Genomic DNA, 22428 nt, shown 5'->3' on the forward strand with positions numbered 1-22428 from the left:
CAATGGCTTATTTTATCTAGAATACCAATACATTCTATGTGTCTGTATAGTGATAATAATTATATCAATAGCAACATAATACTTAGACCATATTTTGCATCAGGGAAACTTATTTGTCAACAGCTAATTTTTATGGCTTATAACAATTTAAATATTCATCTAATACTGTTTTTTTCCACTTCAATTATGTATATGACCTATCGCATATTACCCATAAAATAGGATGTTCAAGACATACTTCTATGATTTCTTTCAGAGTATGCTTTTATACAATGATGACATATATAAAAAATACCCTTTGCTACAGAAGCAAAGAGCATTCATTTGATCGATATCTTATTCAACATGACTGCAAAAGAACTATCATGCCTGCGCATCTACTTTTTCAGATAAAAGAGTGCCCGAGGACTGTCTAACAATAATCTGATGGGGAATCGTTATTTTCACAGGAATCGCATAATGATGTTCTAAATAATCCAGTAACAACTTCACTGCAAATATACCCATTTCTAACTTCGGCACATGCACGGTAGATAACGGTGGTGATGTAAAGGCAGAAACTTCAATATCATCGACTCCAAAAAAAGCGATATCCTCCGGAATTTTCAACCCTTGTTCATTCGCTGCTCTCATCGCGGCAATCGCCATCATATCACTAGCGGCAAAAATAGCTGTAGGTAATTCTTCATTCTGTGCAAAAGCTTGCTTGGTGAGTTCATAACTAAGTGATACATCCCACTTCACATCAATCACCCATTGATCATCAATAGGAAGATCGGCTTGTAGCATCGCACGTTGATACCCTAGAAAACGCTTTTCGCTGCGAAAATGATCATCCGATTCAGAGCCACCTAGATAAGCAATCCGTCGATGTCCTTGTTCGATCAGTGAAGACACCACTTCTTGCACAGCAGCAGTCCGATCATAATGAACAACAGGTATCGAAGCGTCGCTGAGATCAACACCTACTACCACTTGAACATGTTCTTTGATCCATTGATAAGCTTCTTGCTCAATACGTTCTACTACCAGCATCCCATTGATCTGATGTTCATGCACAAGATGCTTTAATTGCTCGGTATCTGTAGGATTTTCGATACTGAATACAAATTCTAACCGCATTCCCCGACGACTCAACTCTTTTTCGATACCTTCTAAAATCACAGAGAAATACGGATTATTATATTTATTTTGCGGCTTCGCTACAACACAACCGATACGGTAAGCTGTAGTCTGCTCGTCTTTTTTGGTAGTGGATGAACGAGTTTTGTTATATCCCAGTTCTGCGGCAGTATCCCATATTTTTTTACGTGTCTCTTCACTTACCGAACGGTTGGCATCATTTTTCATTACTCGTGAAACGGTAGAGATCGACACACCTACACGTTCAGCAATATCTTTTAGTTTAGCCATAAGTTTGTCCTTTCTTTGCAAGTGATTCTTTGGATTGATCATGTGATTGTAACGATTCAATATCTGTATACTTATTTCATACGCAAATTTTGCGGCAAAATTAATTTTATAGTGCTCATTTGCTTCTGTCAATCATACCATCTTTATGTAAATAAGCAGAACAAGCGCGATAATCTCACTATTGTTCTGCTTCTGAACGTCATATCTTTAATTCATTTGCGATGCTAACTGATCTAGTGCGGCTTGTACATCTCCTTCACCTGCTAACGGAAGCTTAAGTGCTTGTTCACCATATGTCCAGACCAAATCCGTTTTCTTCGCGGTAAAAGGAGACACAATTCCAAATTGTTGAGCATCAATAAAAATCTGATTACCTGAACCTGCTTTGGCTAAATAAGCATCGGCGGCGGCTTTATTTGACGGAATCGAATACCCTTGCTGTGCCAGCGCTGTTTGTCCATCCGGCCCTGCTAACCATGCGGCCAAACGGTACGCCGCTTCTTCATGTTCAGTCATAGCGCTAACAGCTACGCCTGCGGGCTGAACAACGGTTTTATTTTCTTTGAATTTAGGCAAATACGTAATACCGTAATCGGTCTTTGCTTCCTGGTAATTGGTTACATTCCAGCTTCCACCAGGGTTCATAGCTACTTTGCCTGTAGTAATCGCTAGGTTAACCTGTCCGCCCAATCCTTCAATTTGAGCAGGAGTGGTATTGATTTTTTTAGTTTTGGTTAGATCGATAAATGTATCTAACACTTGCTTCGCTTCAGGTGTGTTCAGCGCTAATGTACCGTCATCATTGATTAATTTAGCTCCATTTGACCACAATTCAGGTTCTAGAAACCAATCAATACTTGAACCGGGTGAAATCGCCATCCCCCACTGGGCTATCTGATTACTATCGAATCCTGTTTCATCTGCTGTTTTTCCATTTTTATCTATCGTCATCTGGGTAGCAATTTGTGTAATCTCGTCCCATGTGGGTTCTAATACAGGCGGTTTGGCTCCTTTGGGATTGGTTTTGGGATCATTGAACAATGCTTTGTTGTAATACCAGACAATTACATTGGCATCGATCGGCAAAGACACTTGTTTGCCCTCATATTGATGAAGCGCTAAGATACCGGGATCAATATTATTTAGATCGAAAGATTGACTGGTTAATAGCGGATCTAATTCTTTAAAAATACCAAGCTGTGCATACTTCTCAATATACGCATAGCTTGTTTTCATCACATCAGGTAATTTACCGCCTGCGGCATTCGCGGTTAGCCCATCCCAATAACTGCTCCAATCTTTACCTTCTAATGTCACTTTGATATCGGGATTAGCTTTCATAAAAGTATCCAACAATTCCTGTGTACGCTGTAATTCTTCTGCGGTTCCCCACTGCGCATACGTAATCTCAACCGGACTGTCTGCTGAACCTTCTTTGGTTCCAGAAGCTGAATTCGAACTGGAATTACCACGTCCACACCCTGCCAGTATCATACTCATCATCACCAACATGATCACACTACAGTACATCCATTTACTGTTGATTTTCATAATAAGCGCCCCTTTAATCAGATGATCGACCTTATCCTTTGGAACCTGTCAGTACAACCCCTTCGACAATATAACGTTGCGCAAAAAAATACAGAATTGCTATCGGAATAATGCTGATAAAAGCACCTGCCGCCAGAGCGGGAAAATCTTGGCTAGTCTGTCCGATCAACAATTGCAAACCTACACTCAATGTGAATAACTGACTGTCTTTGATATACAAAAAAGGACCTAAAAAATCGAGCCACGAATTAACAAAAGCAAAAATAATCGTCGTGATAATAATCGGCTTGGACAAAGGCATAATTACGCGAAAATAAACCGTCCAACGATTGCCACCATCGAGATAAGTAGCTTCATCCAGTTCTTGCGGAATTGTTAAGAAAAATTGGCGGAACAAAAAAATATAATAGGCTCCTCCTAACCATGAAGGAACGATAAGCGGTAGCCAGGTATCAATCCACCCGAGCTTAGTAAATAATACGTACGAAGGAATCATCATAATCGAAGGAGGGATCATCAATGTCATTAACACTAATGGAAATAAACGTGAAGCGTAGTTTGTTTTGAAGCGGGCAAACCCATAGGCAACCAGTGAACTAGAAATCACAGCACCAATCACGACCAAGATCGATACGATTAATGAGTTTTCTATCCATTGCAACATTAAAGGCTGAACAGCAAACAATCGCTCAAACGATTCAAACGTAATCGATTCTGGTAAAAGAGTAGGCGGCATTTTATACGTTTCGGCTTTTGTTTTCATCATGGTAGAAAGTAGCCAGATTAAAGGCCCTATAAATAGTAACAATGCGGTACATAACAATACATATTTCACAATCACACCTGCGACATAACGGGTTGATATCGTTCTCGTACTTCTCATTATTTCCCCTCCCTACTTATCCCCTTCGTAATACACAACACGATTCGAAATTTTCATCAATATCCATGTCACAACAGCAATCAGAATAAATAAAAAGATAGACTGGGACATCGCCATACTAAACTTGAGGTCGGTAAAGGTTGATTTGTAAATGCTATACACAAACGTATACGAAGCATAATTGGGTCCACCCCGGGATAATAATAAGGATTCGGTAAATAGCTGAAAGTTATACATGGTCTGAATAATCACAACAAATAAAATCGAAGGGCTGATCATCGGAAGAGTAATCGAAAAGAAACTGCGTACTTTACCTGCTCCATCAATTTCTACCGCTTCATACAGATGACGGGGTACATTTTTAAGAGCAGCCAGAAAGATAAGAACACCACTACCGGAAATCCATACTTGTAGCAAAATAATAACTGGTTTTATCGTATGCTCGCCGCCAAGCCAATCGATTTTGGAAATACCGATACTGCCAAGCGAAGCATTCAATATCCCAAATTCGGAGTTGAATACCAACCGCCAGATAATCACAGTAGCGACAATCGGTACCAATGTCGGCAAATAGTAAAAGGTACGGAATAGCGCTATGCCTTTGATATTCATATTCAGTAATAATGCTAACAACAACATACCAATCGTCACAACAGGAACGCCAAACACAACAAAATATAATGTATTAAACAAACTTTTGAGAAAAATAGAATCATTCGTCATCTCGACAAAATTATCCAGACCTACAAATTGATACGTGACGGCTCCCGGTAAACGAGCATCGGTGAAAGCATAAAAAACAGATGTTCCAAAAGGAATCAAGAAAAATGTAATAAAGCCGATGATCCATGGAGCAATAAAAAGAAAAAATAACAGGGTATCATACTTTCTGAGACCTTTCATTTGAGCCCCCCTTTCTTTTTATAGTTCGGCTAAATACACATACCGTTCTTCTACGATTGATTTCTCCGCTGCAAGTGCGACTAACAAAGCATTACGACCGATCTCCGCATTGGCAAATGGCTCAGTTCCTTCTATAATACATTTCAAAAAATCGATCCGTTGGGTCTGTCCACCGGTATGTCCACCCATAATCGAATCTGAAGTTACATCCATATCCAAATGTTCGCGTGTATAATCGGCTCCACCTGCAATATCGATCGTACGGTCGTTTTTGGCTACCATTTGCACACCATTTTCACCGATCAGTCCGATCTCTAATCCTTCATCCAGTAGATTTCTAGGTTGCAGATACATACACAATCCTAGATTCGCTTTACTGCCATTTTCATAATCAATCGTAATAAAAGCGTGATCTACGATCGAAGTCTGTTCTATACTTTTGACCGGATAATGACTATATGAATTATAAATCATATTTTCCTGTCCTTGTTTCAGTACATGCTGCCCACCTGAAGCAAATACACGTACAGGTGGAGAGTCGATCATCCAGTTGAAGATATCAAAATGATGGCAATCTTTCTCTACAATCGCTCCACCCGATTTGGACTGATCATAAAACCAATCGGTCGGTGGAAAAGGATCACGAAACTCTTTGCACCACATTAATTTCACATCGCCCAGACGTTCGTTCGCTAATTCTTTTGCCATACGGCGATACAGATTCGAATAACGATAGACCAGCCCGATCTGCAACACTTTATTATGTTGAGCTGCCGCCGCAATAATAGCATCACAGTCTTCTAATGTATGAGCAACTGGCTTTTCCAAAAAAACATGTTTGCCTGCTTCTAAAAAAGCAACAGCTACTTCACGGTGCAAATAGTTAGGAATACTGATCACGACTGCATCCAGATCGTCCTTGTGCAACAATTCCCGATAATCTTGATAAATAACAGGTTGACTATTCGTTAATTCTTTTAACGTGCGTTCTACATTGGCTTCATGGGTATCACATATGTACAATACTTCGCAATCATCTAATCGATCGAATCCGATACAATGATGCGACCCCATATCGCCTACTCCAATAAATGCTAGTCTTATTTTCTCCATTTTCCCACACTCCATTATTTAATTTTGCGGCAAATTAAAATATAAGCAATGTTAAATAAGCTAACTCAATACTAATTATGACTTGATAGTAAAGTAGACATTGACTCTTGTCAATCTATTTTATGCTTTTTCATGTTATATTTTGCCGCAATTTTAAGTTTAATTTCTTTTATTTTCTCTAAAATATCCAAATTTGAGGTTAAATTAGCTTGTATATGGAAAATAATTGACTTATAATGCTTATGTGATCTTACATAATACTTTTCTCAATTCTATTCATTTTAAATATTTGCCGCAAAAAAATAAGTTTATTGCTTATTTTCTAAAAGTCATAGGTAGATTAACTATTTAATACGTAAAGGAGGTGGTTGAACAGGGAGGAAGCATATCTTCAGTCACGAATAAACCGTATAAATACGAAGGAGGATGACGATGCAATTATTACAATGGAGTACGAAGCGTCTTACTTTAATGTGGATCGTGTTAGTAATATTATGTACACTGTTTGCCCCTTCAACCATGATTCAACAAAGTCAGGCAGCAACGATTGGAGTAGATGGGAATGCAACCGATTGGAGTAGTATTAACGCTTTAACAACTAATACAGGTACTGCTCAGAGTCTCAAAGTAACGCAGAATAGTACCAACTTGTATGCTCTTGTTCAAGGTGCTGGTCTGAGCACGGCTACAGGAAGCTTCTGGCTCAATACAGACAATAATACAGCTACTGGTTACCAAGCTTCTGGCTGGGGTGTCACCGGTATTGAATGGATGCTCGAAAATAATACGTTATATCGTTACACCGGAGATGGCACAAGTTGGAGTTGGAATGCAATCAGCACTTTACCTGCTTCTCAATTTGTACGTAATTCTTCCACTATTGAGACTTCTATCCCATTGTCCACCTTGCAATTAGCAGTCGGCAATACGATAAAAATTGGTTATATTGATAACAATTCAGCAACTAACCGTCTTCCTGCCGCTTCACTGCTATTGCCTTTGTATACTATTGCTACAGATACACCATCAACAGGCACGACAACAGTGGTCACGCCTACAGAATTAGATAGCCCTCTTAATAATCCTTTTAAAGGTTGGTCTCCTTCTGCCAAATCGACTTCTTATCCGCAACAACACCGATTGGTATATGCAGGAGTTACATGGAAAGAATTAGAACCCACCAAAGGTAATTATGATTTCGCCGCGATCGAAGCGACTAACAATTTTGCATACTGGAAAAGTAAAGGCGTTAAAGTCGTATTCCGCCTTATTCTCGATAGCCCTTCTGGAAGTGCTCATCGCGATATTCCAGATTGGTTAGTCAATGATATTGTTGCTCAAGGTGAATCTGCTGGAGTAGCTTATAGTGATGCTACTGGAGGCATGGGTGCTGGTAACAATACAGGATTTTCTCCTAATTATAGTTCCACTTATTTGATTGCTCGCCATAAGCTAGCGATCGAAGCCATTGCTAATCGTTATAATACGAATGATCGTCCGGTCGCTTTTGTACAGATTGGATCGCTTGGACATTGGGGTGAATTCCATACATGGCCTTATGTTGGACCTAATGGAGAAACGAACTATACCGGAACATTCCCTGTTAATGCGATCTCTAATCAATATGTACAACATTATATTGATGCTTTTGCAGGCAAAGAAGATAAAATGCAATTAATGATTCGACGCAGTATTGCTCTTGCCAAAACCAATAATAAAGGGCTTGTCATGGGTATGTTTAACGATGTATTCGGAGACAAACCAAGCTTCGATGCCGATTGGGGCTGGTACACAGGAACGCAAAATGGCTACTGGGATGATATTGGTCAACAGCAACCTGCTCATAAAGATTTCTGGGAAACACGCATTTCGGGTGGTGAGTTCTATGGTGGTGCTTCGGGTATGAATGCAGCACTCACTACAGGTGCTGGATTTACTGAAACGTTGCGTCAGACGGAACTTAGTAAACCAAGCTGGCTTGGCCCTAACTCCCCTGCTTCTCTTGCTGTTGGAGGAACACTACAAGCCAATATCGATACGTTGAAAAAACGAATGGGTTATCATTTTGTGATCAAAGAAGTATCCCATCCGACTACACTTACAGGCACTTCTGTAGCGGTAACAGTCAAAGTCGAAAATAAAGGCGTACAGCATTTCCCTTTTGCATGGCCGTTGGAAATTCAATTGCGTAAAGGAGATACCGTTGTCGCCAAAAAAACCACAACAGCTAATCTAACCACATGGAAAACAGGATCATATACAGTAACTGATTCGATTCCTGTCGCTAGCAGTCTTGCCGCAGGTACGTATGATATTGCAGTAGCGATTATCAATCCAGAGACCAATACACCGGGTGTCGATTTTGCCAATACAGGTAAATTGACAGATGGAGCTTTTAAAGTAAGCACGATTACAAAATAAGTATAGTGATAAAAGAAACACAATAACGAATAGATCTATTTTTGTTGTTTGTGTTTATAATTCTCTCTCTTTTTATGCTTTTCTTTATCTTTCTTTTTTAAGTATATCAATAGTTGAATACATGATGATTGTATAGAGCAGAACGATTCCAAAGTACGCTTTTGGAACCGTTCTGCTTTATTTTGTAGTTAAACTTTTCGCAATTGGAGCAAAACGTAGTAAAATAGAAACATACGCTTTTTGATGACTGGATATGATCCTATCGGATTCAAGCAATGATCTCTATTTCCTAAGGAGGATATACAATTATGAGTTATGCTACATATTTTCAAGAACATCGTGAACACCATTTAAATGAGTTAAAAGAATGGTTATCTATTCCTAGTATTTCTGCTATCTCAGAACATAAGCCAGATATGCTACGTGCGGCTGAATGGTTAGCAGAAACGTTGAAAAAAGCGGGTCTCGAACATGTAGAGATTCATCCAACTGCTGGTCATCCAATTGTTACAGCGGATTATTTGCATGCACCGGGTAAGCCAACGGTATTGGTCTATGGACATTATGATGTACAACCGGTCGATCCATTACACTTATGGGAGACGCCTCCGTTTGAACCTACGATTCGTGGTGACAAATTGTTCGCTCGTGGCGCAACCGATGATAAAGGTCAAATCTTTTTGCATATCAAAGCAGTAGAAGCGATTCTAAAGCAAGAAGGAACACTTCCGGTAAACGTGAAGTTCTGTATCGAAGGCGAAGAAGAAATTTCTAGTGCGAATCTGCCTGCATTTTTGGAAAGCAACAAAGACATGCTATCTGCGGATGCTGTATTGATCTCAGATACGGCTTTGATCGAAAAAGGAAAACCTGCGATCTGCACAGGATTGCGCGGACTATGCTCGCTTGAATTTACGATTCATACGGCTAATACAGATCTACACTCCGGTAGCTTCGGTGGTGGAGTTCCAAATGCACTTCACTCTATCGTAGAAGTACTGAACTCTTTGCATGATAAACAAGGTCGTGTACTGGTTGATGGATTCTATGAAGGTGTATTGCCATTGTCGGATGAAATGCGCAATGAATTTGTAAAACAAGCTTTCGATGAGAAGAAATTGCAACAATCATTAGCGCTAGAATCTCTACATGGTGAAGAAGGTTATTCCTTTGTAGAACGTGTCGGCGCTCGTCCAACACTTGAGATCAATGGATTGTATGGTGGTTTTCAAGGCGAAGGAAGCAAAACAGTTATTCCAAAAGAAGCCAGTGCCAAAATCACTTGTCGTCTAGTCGCTAATCAAGATCCTGCTTATGTGTTGGATCAAATTATTAAACATCTAGAAGCAAATGTACCAACCGGCGCAACGATTGATATTAAACCAGGTGAAAAAGCTCGTGCATTCAATATCGATCCTTCTGCCGAATTGTTGCAAAAAGCGGCTGACGCCTTCAAAACGGTATATGGTACACGTGCATTATTCACTAAAGATGGAGGTTCGATTCCAATCGTTGAAGCATTTTCTCGTCTAATTGCTCCGACTGTAGTATTGATGGGCTTCGGCTTACCTGACGAGAACCTGCATGCTCCTAATGAACATTTCAACTTGGAAAACTTTGATAAAGGCTTGCTTACGATTGTAGAATACTTGAACCAAATCTAAAATTGGCCTAGCTATGATATACAGAATAGCAATCTACTCTGTATATCAATAATGATCCAAAGCAAACAGACTGCTTTCTAGATACCTATAGTCGGTATTGTAGAAAGCAGTCTGTTTTTAATAATTTGAAGATATCGTAAAAAGCTTGAACAATTGTTACTTATAAGGTGTAGTCTATTCCACCGTAGCTGTTACTGGTTGCGTTGTTCTCCATACTTTTATAGCGTTATGCAATCGTCCCATCGCTTCTTCTAATAAAGAACGTGAACATGCTACATTCATACGCATATACCCTTGACCTGTCGTACCAAATGCATTGCCATCATTCAGTGCAATCTTGGCTTGATCCAGCAAAAAAGAAACCAACTCCAATTGTTCCATCTGGAGCTTACTACAATCGATCCATAGTAAATAAGTTGCTTCTGGCAATCGCACTGATAATTCTGGTAAATGCTCAGCTATATACTGTTGTACATACTCCATATTGCGATACGTGTACTCCATACATTGCTGTAACCACTCTTGACCATGTGTATATGCTGCTTCTGTAGCGACCGCTCCAAACACATTAATTTGCCCGATCCCAAATTGATTGATTTTCAGTGCAAATGCGTTCCGTAATTGTTCATTCGGGATAATAATGTTAGATGTGTTCAAGCCTGCAATATTAAATGTTTTGCTTGGCGCAGTGCAAATAATACTCCGGTTTCTAGCAGATTCAGACAAGCTGGCATACGGAATATGAGAATGAGGTTCATGCACAAGATCACCATGAATTTCATCAGATACTACAATAATATTCCACTTCGCACAGAGACGTTCTAATTGCTCTAATTCGTTGCGTGTCCATACCCGTCCAATAGGATTATGCGGATTACACAAAATCAACATTTTTACCTTCTCGTCTAGCACACTTTCTAAATGTTCGAAATCCATAAGATAATCTCCGTTAGGATCTTGGATCAACGGATTTTCGACCAATTCTCGTCCATGTCCTTTGACGACACTATAAAAAGGAGGATACACCGGTGTCTGAATAATCACTTTATCCCCGGGTTCTGTATAAGTCTCTACTGCAAAATTCAGCGCAGATACCACTCCTGGTGTAAATACGATCCAGTCCTGATCTATACTCCATTGATACCTATGTTCCATCCAATTCACTATCGACTGATGATACTGATTGGTACGAACTGTATAACCAAGCACACCATGTTCCATCCGTTGCTGAATAGCTTCTTGTACAGGTAATGGCGCCGCAAAGTCCATATCTGCTACCCATAAAGGAATAACATCATCTGTCCCAAAATGTTTACGAAGCGCATCCCACTTTTCCGAACTGGTTCCTATACGCGCAATTGTACGATCAAATGTTGACGTGTAATCCATTGCTGATTCCCCCCCATAGCCCACTATCCGAATATTTTTATCTATTCATTATCTTTATCCCAGAATGAATTTAAGATATATTCATCATAGCATGTTTTGAAGGGTGTTCAAGTTATAATACTAATTCAAGTAATTCATCAACCGTTTCCAAATAGTAGTCTGCATCAGAACTACGCAAAGATTCTCCTACAGCCGCAACATTCATTTTGCCAGCTATCGCTGCTTCTACACCTGCTAGTGCATCTTCTATAACCAGACATTCTTCTGGAGCAATATCCAAGCGAGTTGCCGCTAATAAAAACACTTCAGGATCAGGCTTACTGCGCGTAATATCATTACCGTCTGCAATCGCATCAAATTCTTTATCCAGACCTATCTGCTTCAAAATTGTTGGCGTATTTTTGCTAGAAGAACCGATAGCAATTTTGATTTTATTTTTTTTCAATTCTTTCAATGTATGTTCAACGCCTGGTAATAGATCACTAGGGCTTAAATGGTGTAACGATTGGCGATAATACTCATTCTTTTTCTCTGCTAATGCTAATTTTTCTTTGTCCGTATACGTTTTGGTCGCACGTTGCAAAATAATATCCAGACTCTCCATCCGGCTCACTCCGCGCAACTGATGATTGATCGTTTCGTTAAAAGGGATACCTTCTTCTTCACTAATTTTACTCCAAGCTTCAAAATGATACTGATCCGTCGATACAATAACTCCATCTAAATCAAAAATAACTGCTTTAATCGTCATGATTACTTCCTCCTCGGGTATGTTCAATGCTTGATAATGTTTGATTAGCAAAACTAAGTATGTTCTTTATTAAACACGAAACACGAATACTAGACAAAGAACGGTAAATTATATTTTAGCTAGAGGAGAAACAGTTACTTATATTTGTATTTTGTATCGATCACATTTTCAAACTATTGGATAAGTTATACAGATGTTGTTGAGCGTCGCATACTGATCAATAATATACCTACAATAATACATATTCCACCTAGCCATTGAACTGCAATAATAGGTTCATGTAACCAAAAAAAAGATAATAACAACGAAGTTAACGGCATAAGTCCTGAAAAAGAAGCGGTGATATACGCGCTACATCTTTTGAAAATAGTGCGGGTTGAGGTAGAAATTGCAAGTTTTGTACAGCTTTCGTTAACTCTTTTACCATTTCATTTAATCGTATAAATATATTTTCATTTTTTTACAATACGTATTTTAGTAAAAAAATATAGAGTTACAGGAAATCTAAAATTGATCACTAAGATCGTAACACTTTCAGTATCCATCCGATTGCCCCTTTCCTCTAAGATAGAAACATGGAACGATCTTTTTTATAGTAAAGAAAAAATAATAACAATTTTACGACTTAACTTCAAATTTAATTCATTAGAAAACAACTATATAAATGGTTGTTTTTTTTACTATTAATTGCACTTTAATAAAGGTAAGAAAAAATAAAGGAGCGGCTGCTATGACCTTAAAAAAACAATATCAAGAAGAGTTAAAGCGTTTAGCATGGCGAATTCATTATCGTATAAAGAAAACAGAAAGAAACGAAAAACTCGTGAGGTTCGATCCAATCATTGCAGTTAATAGTTTCGAAGAAAATATAAATTTCAAACTCAGCTTAGAACAAATGTTAAATGAATTAAGTTCCCTTTTGGGAAAAGAAATTATCTATAGAATCTACATATTGGAAGAAAGAGAAAAGGACGTAGCTTATTCACTAAACATGACACAACAGGCGGTGAATAGATGGAAACAAAAAATGTTAAAAGAAATGAGAACGAAGATGAGTATATTTTAGAACTAATCCAAAAAATAAAAGAGAAACATGACCAAGAATCAATAAATGCCTTTCTAAATCTTTTCGAAGCAGATATGCTTTTTTTATCAAGTTATATTCGCATGCCTAAAGAGGATGCTCTTCAAAGTTTAAAATTAGGAATGATCGAATTATTAATGGATGCACAATCAGATTTATATTTCAGTCATATTACCAAAAGATCAGCAAAAACCTGCTGATCTTTTTTATTTAAATGTAATATTACTTCACAGATAGCTCTAAAGCCATTTAACTAATTGTAAAAAAAATTAAAACGTGTTGTAAATATATCTTATTTTCTCCTCTATATATGAGGTAGACAACAAACACCTTAAATACAAAAAAAAGAGGAGAAATGAAAAATGAACAGACACGTAGGAATTGTATCTGAAACATCGAACGCTAATTATACTGGAGTAACTACTAAATTAACCCTCCCGACTACAATTAATGTAACGAGTGGTTATGTAGATTGGTATCTTGGCATCGGTCCATCCGCTATTGAAGCAGGCATTTCCTATAAAGTAGGCGAAGGCTTTCGAGTATTTATTAATGGTGTTGAAGGAGCAGACGTACCTAACAAGCGTTCTCAACGAGTTTCCTATCTACAACCAGGTCAAACAGTTGATATGAAACTGACTTATAACCATTCGACAAAACGTTCCAGTCTCTTCATCAATAGCCAAGTCGTACCTTGGGCAGACGAGGCTCCTGTGACGACGTATACTGCACGATTAATGAACACCCTAAATACAGTTAAAATGGTGCAAGGTGTTGAAGATACTGGATCCAACGTGACAAGCACTGCTAGCTTCTCTCAGCCGCAACTGCGTATGAACGCTGCGGGAACTATTTACAATCCATGGACAGCTAGTCTTTCTAAACAAACTATTAAACGGAACCTTGGTGATGCTGGCGGAGATGCTCACGTTTATCTGGTTAACACGTTTCCACTTGCTGCACGCATCGATAAAGCTTAATAAAAAAGAGCCCTTTGGGCTCTTTTTTATTATACTATAAATCTTTTGAAGAAATAGAAATTTTCATATGCAAAGATTTTTTTATTATGTAAATTTAATGATATAATGTAAAAACAGAAATGTTATGTATTGTATATTATATAAACTTTAAGTATATATGTAACTTTTTAGGATTAACTTCGTCTATACCATATACCTCACTAATCAAAGGAGAATCTAATTTATGAAAATATTCACAAAAGCTCTTTTAACTTCATCCCTTTCTGTTTCTTTACTTGCTAGCGGATTAATGGGGACTACTCAGACTCACGCTGCAAAAGCTTCAGATATTTCCATCATGGTAAACAATGAGACTCCCAAGCTGGATGTATCTCCATATATCAAGAATGGAGCAACTTTGGTTCCACTGAGTGCTATTAAAAGTATCCCCGATGTAACAATTTCCTGGGACAATAAAATGAAAGTAGTAACAGTAACAAACGATAATGAAAAATCCACTTTAAAAGCAGGATCGAAAGAAGCTAAGATTAATGGGGATAAAGTGGCTTTGCCTAATGCTTCCGAAATGAAAAACGGACGCATTATGGTCCCTATTCGTTTTATTACTGATGCTTCTGATGCTTATGCTTATTGGAATTCAGCCCAACGCATTGTCTATGTAGCTAAACCTTCTGATGATTTAAAAAAGGATCTTCAATCTAGCGATACAGCGACTTCTCGTAACGCAGCGATCCGCTTCCCTACAGTGGATAGATTAGGCGCTCTACTAGAAAGTAGTAAAGGAGACAATATGGTATATACTACTTATTTTTCTAAAAATAAAGTAGATGAATTTATGAAAAAACATTTAGATGTAGTAAACTACTATCGCATTATTGATGGTCGCGCTGAGCTAGTTTGGACGGCTAGATTGGATTTAGATCATAAAGCAAAAAATGCAAATCTACCAATCGTTGAGTATAAAATTCTCGAATCGAAAGGCAAAATGCCTGTTAACCCAACTGGTGGTGTGTATTTCTCCTACTCCTTACCTGGAGGAGTCCAGTATGGAACAATTGATAAAAATGGTAAAGCTACTGAGCTTCCTACCGCTACAGCAGAACAAAGTGACAAAGGGATTTTCGATATACCAGAAGAAGAACAATTGAAATAATAAAAAGGGCTTCCTTTGGGAAGCTCTTTTTATTACTTCCTCCTCGAGTATGTTCAATGCTTGATAATGTTTGATTAGCAAAACTAAGTATGTTCTTTATTAAACACGAAACACGAATACTAGACAAAGAACGGTAAATTATATTTTAGCTAGAGGAGAAACAGTTACTTATATTTGTATTTTGTATCGATCACATTTTCAAACTATTGGATAAGTTATACAGATGTTGTTGAGCGTCGCATACTGATCAATAATATACCTACAATAATACATATTCCACCTAGCCATTGAACTGCAATAATAGGTTCATGTAACCAAAAAAAAGATAATAACAACGAAGTTAACGGCATAAGTCCTGAAAAAGAAGCGGTGATATACGCACTACATCTTTTAACACCCGCATAAAAAAAGGCAAAGGCTACAGCAGTAACGATTAATCCAGACCAACCCAATGCTAACCATCCATAGAGAGATAATGTCAAGATAGCCACATACGGTTTTTCTAAACATGCTGGAATCAGGCATAATATCATTGCAATCGAAGAAACAATAATCGTTTGAATAATAGGATGAATCGACTTTTGAATATATGCGCCGTCAGTCAGATGTTGTTTGCGTGAAATCACATTAAATATAGATTCGCTTGCCGCCGCACCTATAACCAATACATTGCCTACTATATGCTTTATAGAGAATTGAGTATGTTGTAATGTTGATCCTTGCAATAATACAATGCCTATTAAAGTACAAGCTATCCCTAGCAAAGTATGTTTATATAATTTGTCTCGTAAAAAAATAAAAGCCAATATAGCAGTGATCGCCGGTGTTGTGCCTGTTAATATACCTGCTTCTCCTGTGCTTGTAAAAGGTAATCCTAACAGTAATAATGCTCTAAACATAAAAATGCCGAATATCGCTTGAAGTATCCACATATACCAGTCTTGCTTCTGTGCAGCACACATCGTTTTCCATACTGAACCTACATAAAATGGAAGCAAACTAATCAACAATATAGCCAGACTCATAAAAGTAATCGTAAATATATTTAAGCTTTTAGATATAAAGTTCATAGTGATAACCGATGTACCTGCTAATGTAAATGAAATAAACAAATATAACATTCCTTTATACTTTTCCATATCAAGGCTCCTTTTTATAGCTGGAATTAGACGTTACTTAGTAACCCTGATACAATTTTATATACTGTACTGGACTTCTTGAAGATCCAGTTTATAGTCATTTTCACTAGACCAGTAGGAGGCTTAATAATGTTAGGAATCGATTTGGATCGTAAGTCAGATATGAACTTATCTCGTCAGATTTTTTCTACGATCAAAAACTATATCGTTACAGGTCAATTGCCACAAGGCGAATCTCTACCTTCTACTCGAGCACTTGCCACACATTTAAACGTTTCGCGAAATACGGTCTCTGAAGCGTATGAGATGCTATGGACTGAAGGTTTTACAATTAGCCAACAAGGGGCTCCTACTACAGTTGCCACTGGTTTACATCTACATCAAGAAATTCTTTCACCACCCAAAACAACAGATAACTCCACAAATGCTACCAATCACACTATTCTTTATGATTTTAAAACGGGTCAACCTGATCTTTCTCTTTTTCCATGGAATATCTGGACAAAGATGATACGTCATGCGTCGGAAAACCTTTTAGAGCATCAATGGGGATATAGCGACTCTAAGGGATATGAACCTTTATGTGAAGAAATTGCTAAATGGCTTTTTCGTAGTCGAGGTATGATTGTAGATGCTCAAGATATTTATATAACTGCTGGAGCCACTCAAGCTATTCATGTACTGATCGATTTGCTGTATCGTGAACATCATCCTTTTGTTGTGGAGAATCCTTCTCATTCAGGAACAAGAACAATTATTCAACAAAAAAACTATCCTATCCACTGGGTAAATGTAGACCACGATGGAGCATTAATAGATACTATTCCATCTAAAGCATGGTCTGCTGTAAACGTGACTCCCTCTCATCAATTTCCATTAGGCGGGATTATGTCTGCCAAACGTCGGATCGATTTAATTCAATTAGCAAAAAAGAACAATTTTTATATTATTGAAGATGATTATGATAGTGAATTTCGATATGTAGGTGCTCCAATCAGTCCGATCTATTCTATCGATCATTCGAACGTTATTTATGTAGGTACTTTTAGCAAAACATTATTTCCAGCATTACGTATAGGGTTTGCTATTGTACCAAAATCACTACAAAGCGAATGGACAAAAAGACGAATCTATATGGATGTACAAAACCCTATATTAGAGCAAGTTGCTTTAACTGAATTTTTAAAATCTCGCAAAATAGATAAACATATTCAAAAGATGCGTCGTATCTATAAAACGAAAAGAACACTATTACTGGAATGTATTCAACACGAATTTGGAGAAAAAGCTACAGTATGGGGAGATGCGTCCGGGCTTCATCTTGTTTTGCAATTATCCCATCTTCATATCACGCCTTCTTTTATACAACAAAGTCAGCTTGCTGGAATTAAAATCTATCCGCTTAATGATTATTATGATGATAAGTCTACTCAAAACGATAAAATTCTGATTGGATATGGACATTTAAGTGAAAATCAAATCAAAGAAGGGATACACGCATTGGCACAATCTATGAATAAGGACTGCTAATAGATTATGGATATTTATTTACATAAAAATAAAGATTGACGCTCTTATCGTTCACCATTATGATAGATTAATAATTGAGAACGATTATCATTATTAAGGAGTGGCATTTTATGAAAGCACGTGTAACATTACCAGCAACAATTCTTTTATCTTCTGTACTGTTTACCGCTTGTGGTAATCAAGCGCCTACTAATACAACAGCAGCTCCAGCAACAACAGAAGCAACTACCACAGAGTCAACAACTGCTACACCATCTACCGAATCGACTACAGCTTCTACAGCTGATTTCAAAAATGAGACCGAACAGTATCGTACATATGCGATCGGTGAGATTGATTCATTTGTAACCGAAACAGAGAAATTTACAGCAGCAGTCAAAGCCGGCAAGTTGAAAGAAGCTCAAGCGCTTTATGCTCCAGCTCGTATGCATTATGAACGGATCGAACCGATTGCAGAAGCTTTGGGAAATCTTGATCCTGATATTGATGCACGTGCAGGCGATGTCGATGATAAAGACTGGCGTGGATTCCACAAGATCGAACAAGCACTTTGGGAAAAGAAAACAACAGACGGAATGAGCGAATATGCTGATCGTCTTCTACAAGATGCGCAATTGTTACGAGCTAAAGTGGAAACGGTTGACATTGATGCTAGTATGCTTGTGGTTGGAGCCGTAGAACTGCTGAATGAAGTCTCTTCTTCCAAAATTACAGGTGAAGAAGAACGCTACTCTCATACGGACTTGTATGATTTTGTCGCTAACGTAGAAGGTGCAGAAAAAATTTATGACATTCTCAAACCACGTTTGGCTGAAAAAGATGCTGATCTGGAAAAACAAATCGGTGAACGGTTTGAAGCGTTAAATAAAGAATTGGCTCCTTTTGCTACCAAAGACGGCGGTTATGTAACCTATGACAAGCTGACTAAAGAAGATATTCGTACATTAAGTCAAAACCTTGATGCACTGGCTGAACCTTTGTCGCAGATGGGTACTATTTTAGGGGTGTAATCATAATGAGCAAAAAGAATTCATCCGAAGATCAACCAAAATCCACTTCAGTTCCATATGAAGTGGATTCAACTTCTTCTACAGAAGTAAGTAACGAACCTCAAACTGGAGTATTCAAAAAGCCTGTTAGCCGTCGTGATATGTTGCGGTTAGCAGGCGCTTCTGGTGTTGGGCTTCTTTTGGGAAGTTCAGGTGCACTAGGTATTATGAAAGCTACTGGTCTCACCAAACAACCTGCGTCCGATACACCGGGTAGTGCTGAAAATGTAACAACTGGTATTACACATGGCGGGGATCAACATTCTTTTTATGGTACACATCAAGCAGGTATTGTTACGCCTAGTCAGAACTTTATGTGCTTTGCTTCGTTTGATGTGACTTTAAATGATGCCGCAGGCTTACGCCGACTATTTCAAGCTTGGACCAAAGCAAGTGCTTCACTTATGGCTGGCGAATTGTTAGATGGACAAAATGAAAATCCGAATCTTCCCCCTGCGGATACCGGTGAAGCGGCAGGGCTTTCTTCTTCCAACCTTACAATTACATTTGGTGCAGGCCCTGCTTTATTTGACCATCGATTTGGACTATCTGGCAAAAGACCAGCGAACTTTAAAGACCTGCCTGCTTTTAACGGAGACAATCTACAATCCGAATGGTGTGGCGGAGATCTAGCTGTACAAATCTGTGCTGATGATATGCAGGTCGCTTTTCACGCGATGCGTAATTTAATTCGAATTGCCCGCGGTTCTGCGGTTTTACGTTGGAGCCAAGAAGGATTCCAGCGCAGTAGTGCAGCTGATCCCAATCAGGCGACTCCACGAAATCTGATGGGATTCAAAGATGGGACCGCCAATCCAAGTGTCAAAGACAACGCGATGATGAATGAAGTCGTCTGGGTGCAACCACAAGATGGTGCAGGCTGGATGACCAATGGTAGTTATATGGTCGTGCGCCGAATTCGAATGCGTATTGAAGTATGGGATCGTTCCAGTCTGGCAGATCAGGAAAATACATTTGGACGAGAACGGGTCAGTGGTGCTCCACTCGGTTCGCACAATGAATTTGATCGCGGAGATATGGAAGCCAAAGACACTTCAGGTAAGCCGGTGATTCCAATGAATGCCCATATGCGTGTCGCTCGCGGAGACGGTACTATGCAGATTTTGCGTCGTCCTTATTCATATTCAAGTGGGATGGATAAAGTTACCGGACAATTGGATGCTGGATTGTTTTTTATTAGTTATCAACGCAGTATCGAAAAACAATTTATTCCGATGCAACAACGGTTAGCACAGATCGATGCGTTGAATGAATATATTCAGCATATCGGAAGTGCTGTTTTCGCTTGTTTCCCGGGTGTACAACAAGGCGGTTATATCGGTGACCAACTGGTGTGACAGCTTGAGTAATTGCTTATTTAGACAGGTTATAGAGATATTTTTTTACAATAGTGATTTTTGAAATACAATCTAATCAGTATAATCGTTATTTATTTTGATATGGAAAAGAGGGTTCTAGGCTATGCGTAAAAGTGCCCTGTTGATCAGGTTCATGCTTTGCTTGAGTCTATTGATAGTCTTATCTGCTTCTGCTTGGAGTGTAGCCCTATCTACTGCACAAGCTGCTTCTAATGATTCTGCGGAAGTAGATCAACTGTTGCCACTGGTAGGTAGCGCTCTTGTAGATGCCGGGCAACAAAAGTGGACAGATGCACAACAGGAATTAGATACATTTGCTACAGCATGGAAAGCTATCGATACATCGGCGGCTCCAACTGAAGCCAATGAAGTAAACACAGCTTTGACCGATGCTCAAACAGCTCTTGGCAAATCGTCTACTGATCCCAAAGCAGCTACTTCTGCTCTAGGGACATTAGCACGTGCAGTCAATACATTTGCCGAAGCTGGTCAAGCCAAAAGCAGTGCAACAAGTAGCAGTACCGGGCCTTCTCAGCAGGGACTCACAGCAGTTAAAGTCATTTTGCCTTTAGCGGATACAACGATTGAGCATATCGATCAGCACAATTGGCAAGCTGCTCAAGACAGTTACAAACAAATCGTTAATTCGTGGCCTGATGTAGAGAATGCGATTCGTGCCGATAATTTTACAGTGTATAGTCAGCTTGAGGTTAAGATGAGTATGATTCGTGTTGCACTTCAAGCAGACCCTCCGCGTGAAGAACAAGCCAAAGCAGACACTCAAGCATTGATTACTTTACTGAACGAATATGCAGCAGGCGATATTGCGGATACTGCTCCTGCAAGTGGTACGGTTCGTTTGAGTGATGCCGTCACTTTACTACAACAAGTACAGACTGCTGTAACTAATCAAGATCAGACCCAAGCTTCTGATCTTATGACTCAATTTATCTCAATGTGGCCGTTGGTTGAAGGAGAAGTACAGATTTCTTCTGCTTCTACGTATACAGCTATTGAAAATGAAATGGCTGAAGTTCAAGGATATCTGGTATCTAATCCTCCCCTATGGTCACAAGCGAATACAGTGATTGTGACGATGCTTGATGAATTAACACCTTTAACTTCCAAAACATCTTATACCGCATGGGATGCCGCTATCATTTTGCTACGTGAAGGTCTGGAAGCGATTCTAGTTTTAGCTGCTTTGCTCGCTTATGCCAAACGTAGTGGTAGTCGTACTGCCGGCAACTATATCTGGTCTGGTGCTATTTCCGGACTGGTGCTGAGTGGCGTGATGGCAGCGATCTTCGTGTATGCTTTCTCTCAAGTGTCTAGTAGCGGAAGTACTCGCGAAATGATTGAAGGTATTACCGGTCTGGTCGCTGTTGTGATGATGCTTAGTGTAGGACACTGGTTACATCAGAAAGCTAATTTAAAAAACTGGAATACGTATATTGAAAATCAGGTCAGTGGCGCTTTGGAACGTGGTAGTCTGTGGTCGTTAGCTATCGTTTCTGGACTCGCTATTTTGCGTGAAGGTGCAGAGACTGCTATTTTCTATATTGGAATGGCTCCAGCGATAGCCCTTTCACAATTGATCTTAGGTATAGCGATTGCGTTAGTAATTCTGATCGTCATTGCTGTACTAATTATCAAGTTCAGCGTGAAGCTACCGATTCGTCCATTCTTTTTAACGGCCACCGTATTGATCTATTATCTCGTTTTCCGTTTTCTGGGGGAAAGTATTCATGCACTGCAAGTGGCAGGTAAATTCCCTGCTCATACAGTTGCTGGATTGCCTTCGATCAGTTGGATTGGTATGTATCCGACATGGGAGACCTTTATCCCACAAATGATCGTACTGATCTGGATGGTATGGAGATTGATTTTACCTGAATATCGTAGCCGTAAACAGACAGCTTAAATGGCTATAATCCACTACAATCATGATTATAAAATAAAGTATATCGAAAGAGTCTATATCCTTTTATATAAGGTTATAGACTTTTTTTGTTAACATATTATA

At 38.8% G+C, this 22428-nt stretch carries 19 protein-coding genes; 10 read left to right on the plus strand and 9 right to left on the minus strand.

The annotated features are described in order from the left end of the window. Positions 1–363 precede the first annotated feature (363 nt). The 5 genes from QCD85_RS16810 to QCD85_RS16830 form a co-directional block, all read right to left on the minus strand. Entirely contained in the window at positions 364–1413 is a 1050-nt protein-coding gene (locus QCD85_RS16810; protein WP_301263283.1) for a LacI family DNA-binding transcriptional regulator, read from the minus strand. A gap of 207 nt (positions 1414–1620) precedes the next feature. Then, a complete protein-coding gene (locus QCD85_RS16815; protein ID WP_301263284.1) occupies positions 1621–2964 on the minus strand; it encodes an ABC transporter substrate-binding protein in 1344 nt (447 codons plus the stop codon). 31 nt (positions 2965–2995) lie between these two features. Next, the gene (locus QCD85_RS16820; protein ID WP_274172005.1) at positions 2996–3847 is read right to left on the minus strand and encodes a carbohydrate ABC transporter permease; all 852 of its coding nucleotides are present in this window, start codon (positions 3845–3847) and stop codon (positions 2996–2998) included. Positions 3848–3859: 12 nt separating this feature from the next. After that, complete coding sequence (locus QCD85_RS16825) at positions 3860–4750, minus strand: carbohydrate ABC transporter permease (protein WP_301263285.1); 891 nt, start codon at positions 4748–4750, stop codon at positions 3860–3862. A gap of 18 nt (positions 4751–4768) precedes the next feature. Further along, positions 4769–5863 carry a Gfo/Idh/MocA family protein gene (locus tag QCD85_RS16830; protein WP_301263286.1) on the minus strand — a complete coding sequence of 365 codons (1095 nt, stop codon included), beginning with the start codon at positions 5861–5863 and terminating at the stop codon, positions 4769–4771. Positions 5864–6295: 432 nt separating this feature from the next. Between QCD85_RS16830 and QCD85_RS16835 the strand changes: the two genes are divergently transcribed. Both QCD85_RS16835 and QCD85_RS16840 read left to right on the plus strand, forming a co-directional pair. Then, positions 6296–8284 (plus strand): DUF4832 domain-containing protein, encoded by a 1989-nt coding sequence (locus tag QCD85_RS16835; RefSeq protein WP_301263287.1) that lies wholly within the window; start codon positions 6296–6298, stop codon positions 8282–8284. A 308-nt stretch (positions 8285–8592) separates the two neighbouring features. After that, positions 8593–9948, plus strand: a complete 1356-nt coding sequence (locus QCD85_RS16840) for a dipeptidase (RefSeq protein ID WP_301263288.1) — start codon at positions 8593–8595, stop codon at positions 9946–9948. A gap of 174 nt (positions 9949–10122) precedes the next feature. Here the strand turns inward: QCD85_RS16840 and QCD85_RS16845 are convergent, their stop codons facing one another. The 3 genes from QCD85_RS16845 to QCD85_RS23955 form a co-directional block, all read right to left on the minus strand. Continuing rightward, positions 10123–11337 (minus strand): MalY/PatB family protein, encoded by a 1215-nt coding sequence (locus QCD85_RS16845; protein ID WP_301263289.1) that lies wholly within the window; start codon positions 11335–11337, stop codon positions 10123–10125. A gap of 112 nt (positions 11338–11449) precedes the next feature. Next, positions 11450–12088 (minus strand): beta-phosphoglucomutase, encoded by a 639-nt coding sequence (gene pgmB, locus QCD85_RS16850; RefSeq protein ID WP_301263290.1) that lies wholly within the window; start codon positions 12086–12088, stop codon positions 11450–11452. A 185-nt stretch (positions 12089–12273) separates the two neighbouring features. Next, a complete protein-coding gene (locus QCD85_RS23955; RefSeq protein ID WP_367317656.1) occupies positions 12274–12477 on the minus strand; it encodes an EamA family transporter in 204 nt (67 codons plus the stop codon). A 341-nt stretch (positions 12478–12818) separates the two neighbouring features. On the opposite strand from QCD85_RS23955, the gene QCD85_RS16855 reads away from it, so the two are divergent. From QCD85_RS16855 to QCD85_RS16870, 4 genes are all read left to right on the plus strand, one after another. Beyond that, positions 12819–13154: a sigma-70 family RNA polymerase sigma factor gene (locus QCD85_RS16855; protein ID WP_301263291.1), complete on the plus strand. Its 336-nt coding sequence runs from the start codon at positions 12819–12821 to the stop codon at positions 13152–13154. Then, positions 13103–13372, plus strand: coding sequence for a hypothetical protein (locus tag QCD85_RS16860; RefSeq protein WP_301263292.1), 270 nt, complete (start codon positions 13103–13105; stop codon positions 13370–13372). Before QCD85_RS16855 ends, QCD85_RS16860 begins: the two co-directional genes overlap by 52 nt. Positions 13373–13534: 162 nt before the next feature. Then, the gene (locus QCD85_RS16865; protein WP_301263293.1) at positions 13535–14152 is read left to right on the plus strand and encodes a hypothetical protein; all 618 of its coding nucleotides are present in this window, start codon (positions 13535–13537) and stop codon (positions 14150–14152) included. Positions 14153–14375: 223 nt separating this feature from the next. After that, positions 14376–15305, plus strand: a complete 930-nt coding sequence (locus QCD85_RS16870; protein WP_301263294.1) for a copper amine oxidase N-terminal domain-containing protein — start codon at positions 14376–14378, stop codon at positions 15303–15305. 215 nt (positions 15306–15520) lie between these two features. Here the strand turns inward: QCD85_RS16870 and QCD85_RS16875 are convergent, their stop codons facing one another. Beyond that, positions 15521–16444, minus strand: a complete 924-nt coding sequence (locus QCD85_RS16875) for a DMT family transporter (RefSeq protein ID WP_301263295.1) — start codon at positions 16442–16444, stop codon at positions 15521–15523. A gap of 129 nt (positions 16445–16573) precedes the next feature. Between QCD85_RS16875 and pdxR the strand changes: the two genes are divergently transcribed. The 4 genes from pdxR to QCD85_RS16895 all read left to right on the plus strand — a co-directional run bounded on the left by pdxR (position 16574) and on the right by QCD85_RS16895 (position 22326). Then, positions 16574–17974, plus strand: coding sequence for a MocR-like pyridoxine biosynthesis transcription factor PdxR (gene pdxR / locus QCD85_RS16880; RefSeq protein ID WP_301263296.1), 1401 nt, complete (start codon positions 16574–16576; stop codon positions 17972–17974). 110 nt (positions 17975–18084) lie between these two features. Next, positions 18085–18984, plus strand: a complete 900-nt coding sequence (gene efeO, locus QCD85_RS16885) for an iron uptake system protein EfeO (RefSeq protein ID WP_273613420.1) — start codon at positions 18085–18087, stop codon at positions 18982–18984. A 5-nt stretch (positions 18985–18989) separates the two neighbouring features. Further along, on the plus strand, positions 18990–20381 hold the full coding sequence (gene efeB, locus QCD85_RS16890) for an iron uptake transporter deferrochelatase/peroxidase subunit (RefSeq protein ID WP_301263297.1): 1392 nt from the start codon (positions 18990–18992) through the stop codon (positions 20379–20381). 154 nt (positions 20382–20535) lie between these two features. Continuing rightward, positions 20536–22326, plus strand: a complete 1791-nt coding sequence (locus QCD85_RS16895) for an FTR1 family iron permease (protein WP_301263382.1) — start codon at positions 20536–20538, stop codon at positions 22324–22326. Positions 22327–22428 lie beyond the last annotated feature (102 nt).

Origin of the sequence: Paenibacillus sp. PsM32 (assembly GCF_030433815.1) — a bacterium.
Classification (GTDB): Bacteria; Bacillota; Bacilli; order Paenibacillales; family Paenibacillaceae; genus Saccharibacillus; species Saccharibacillus kyungheensis.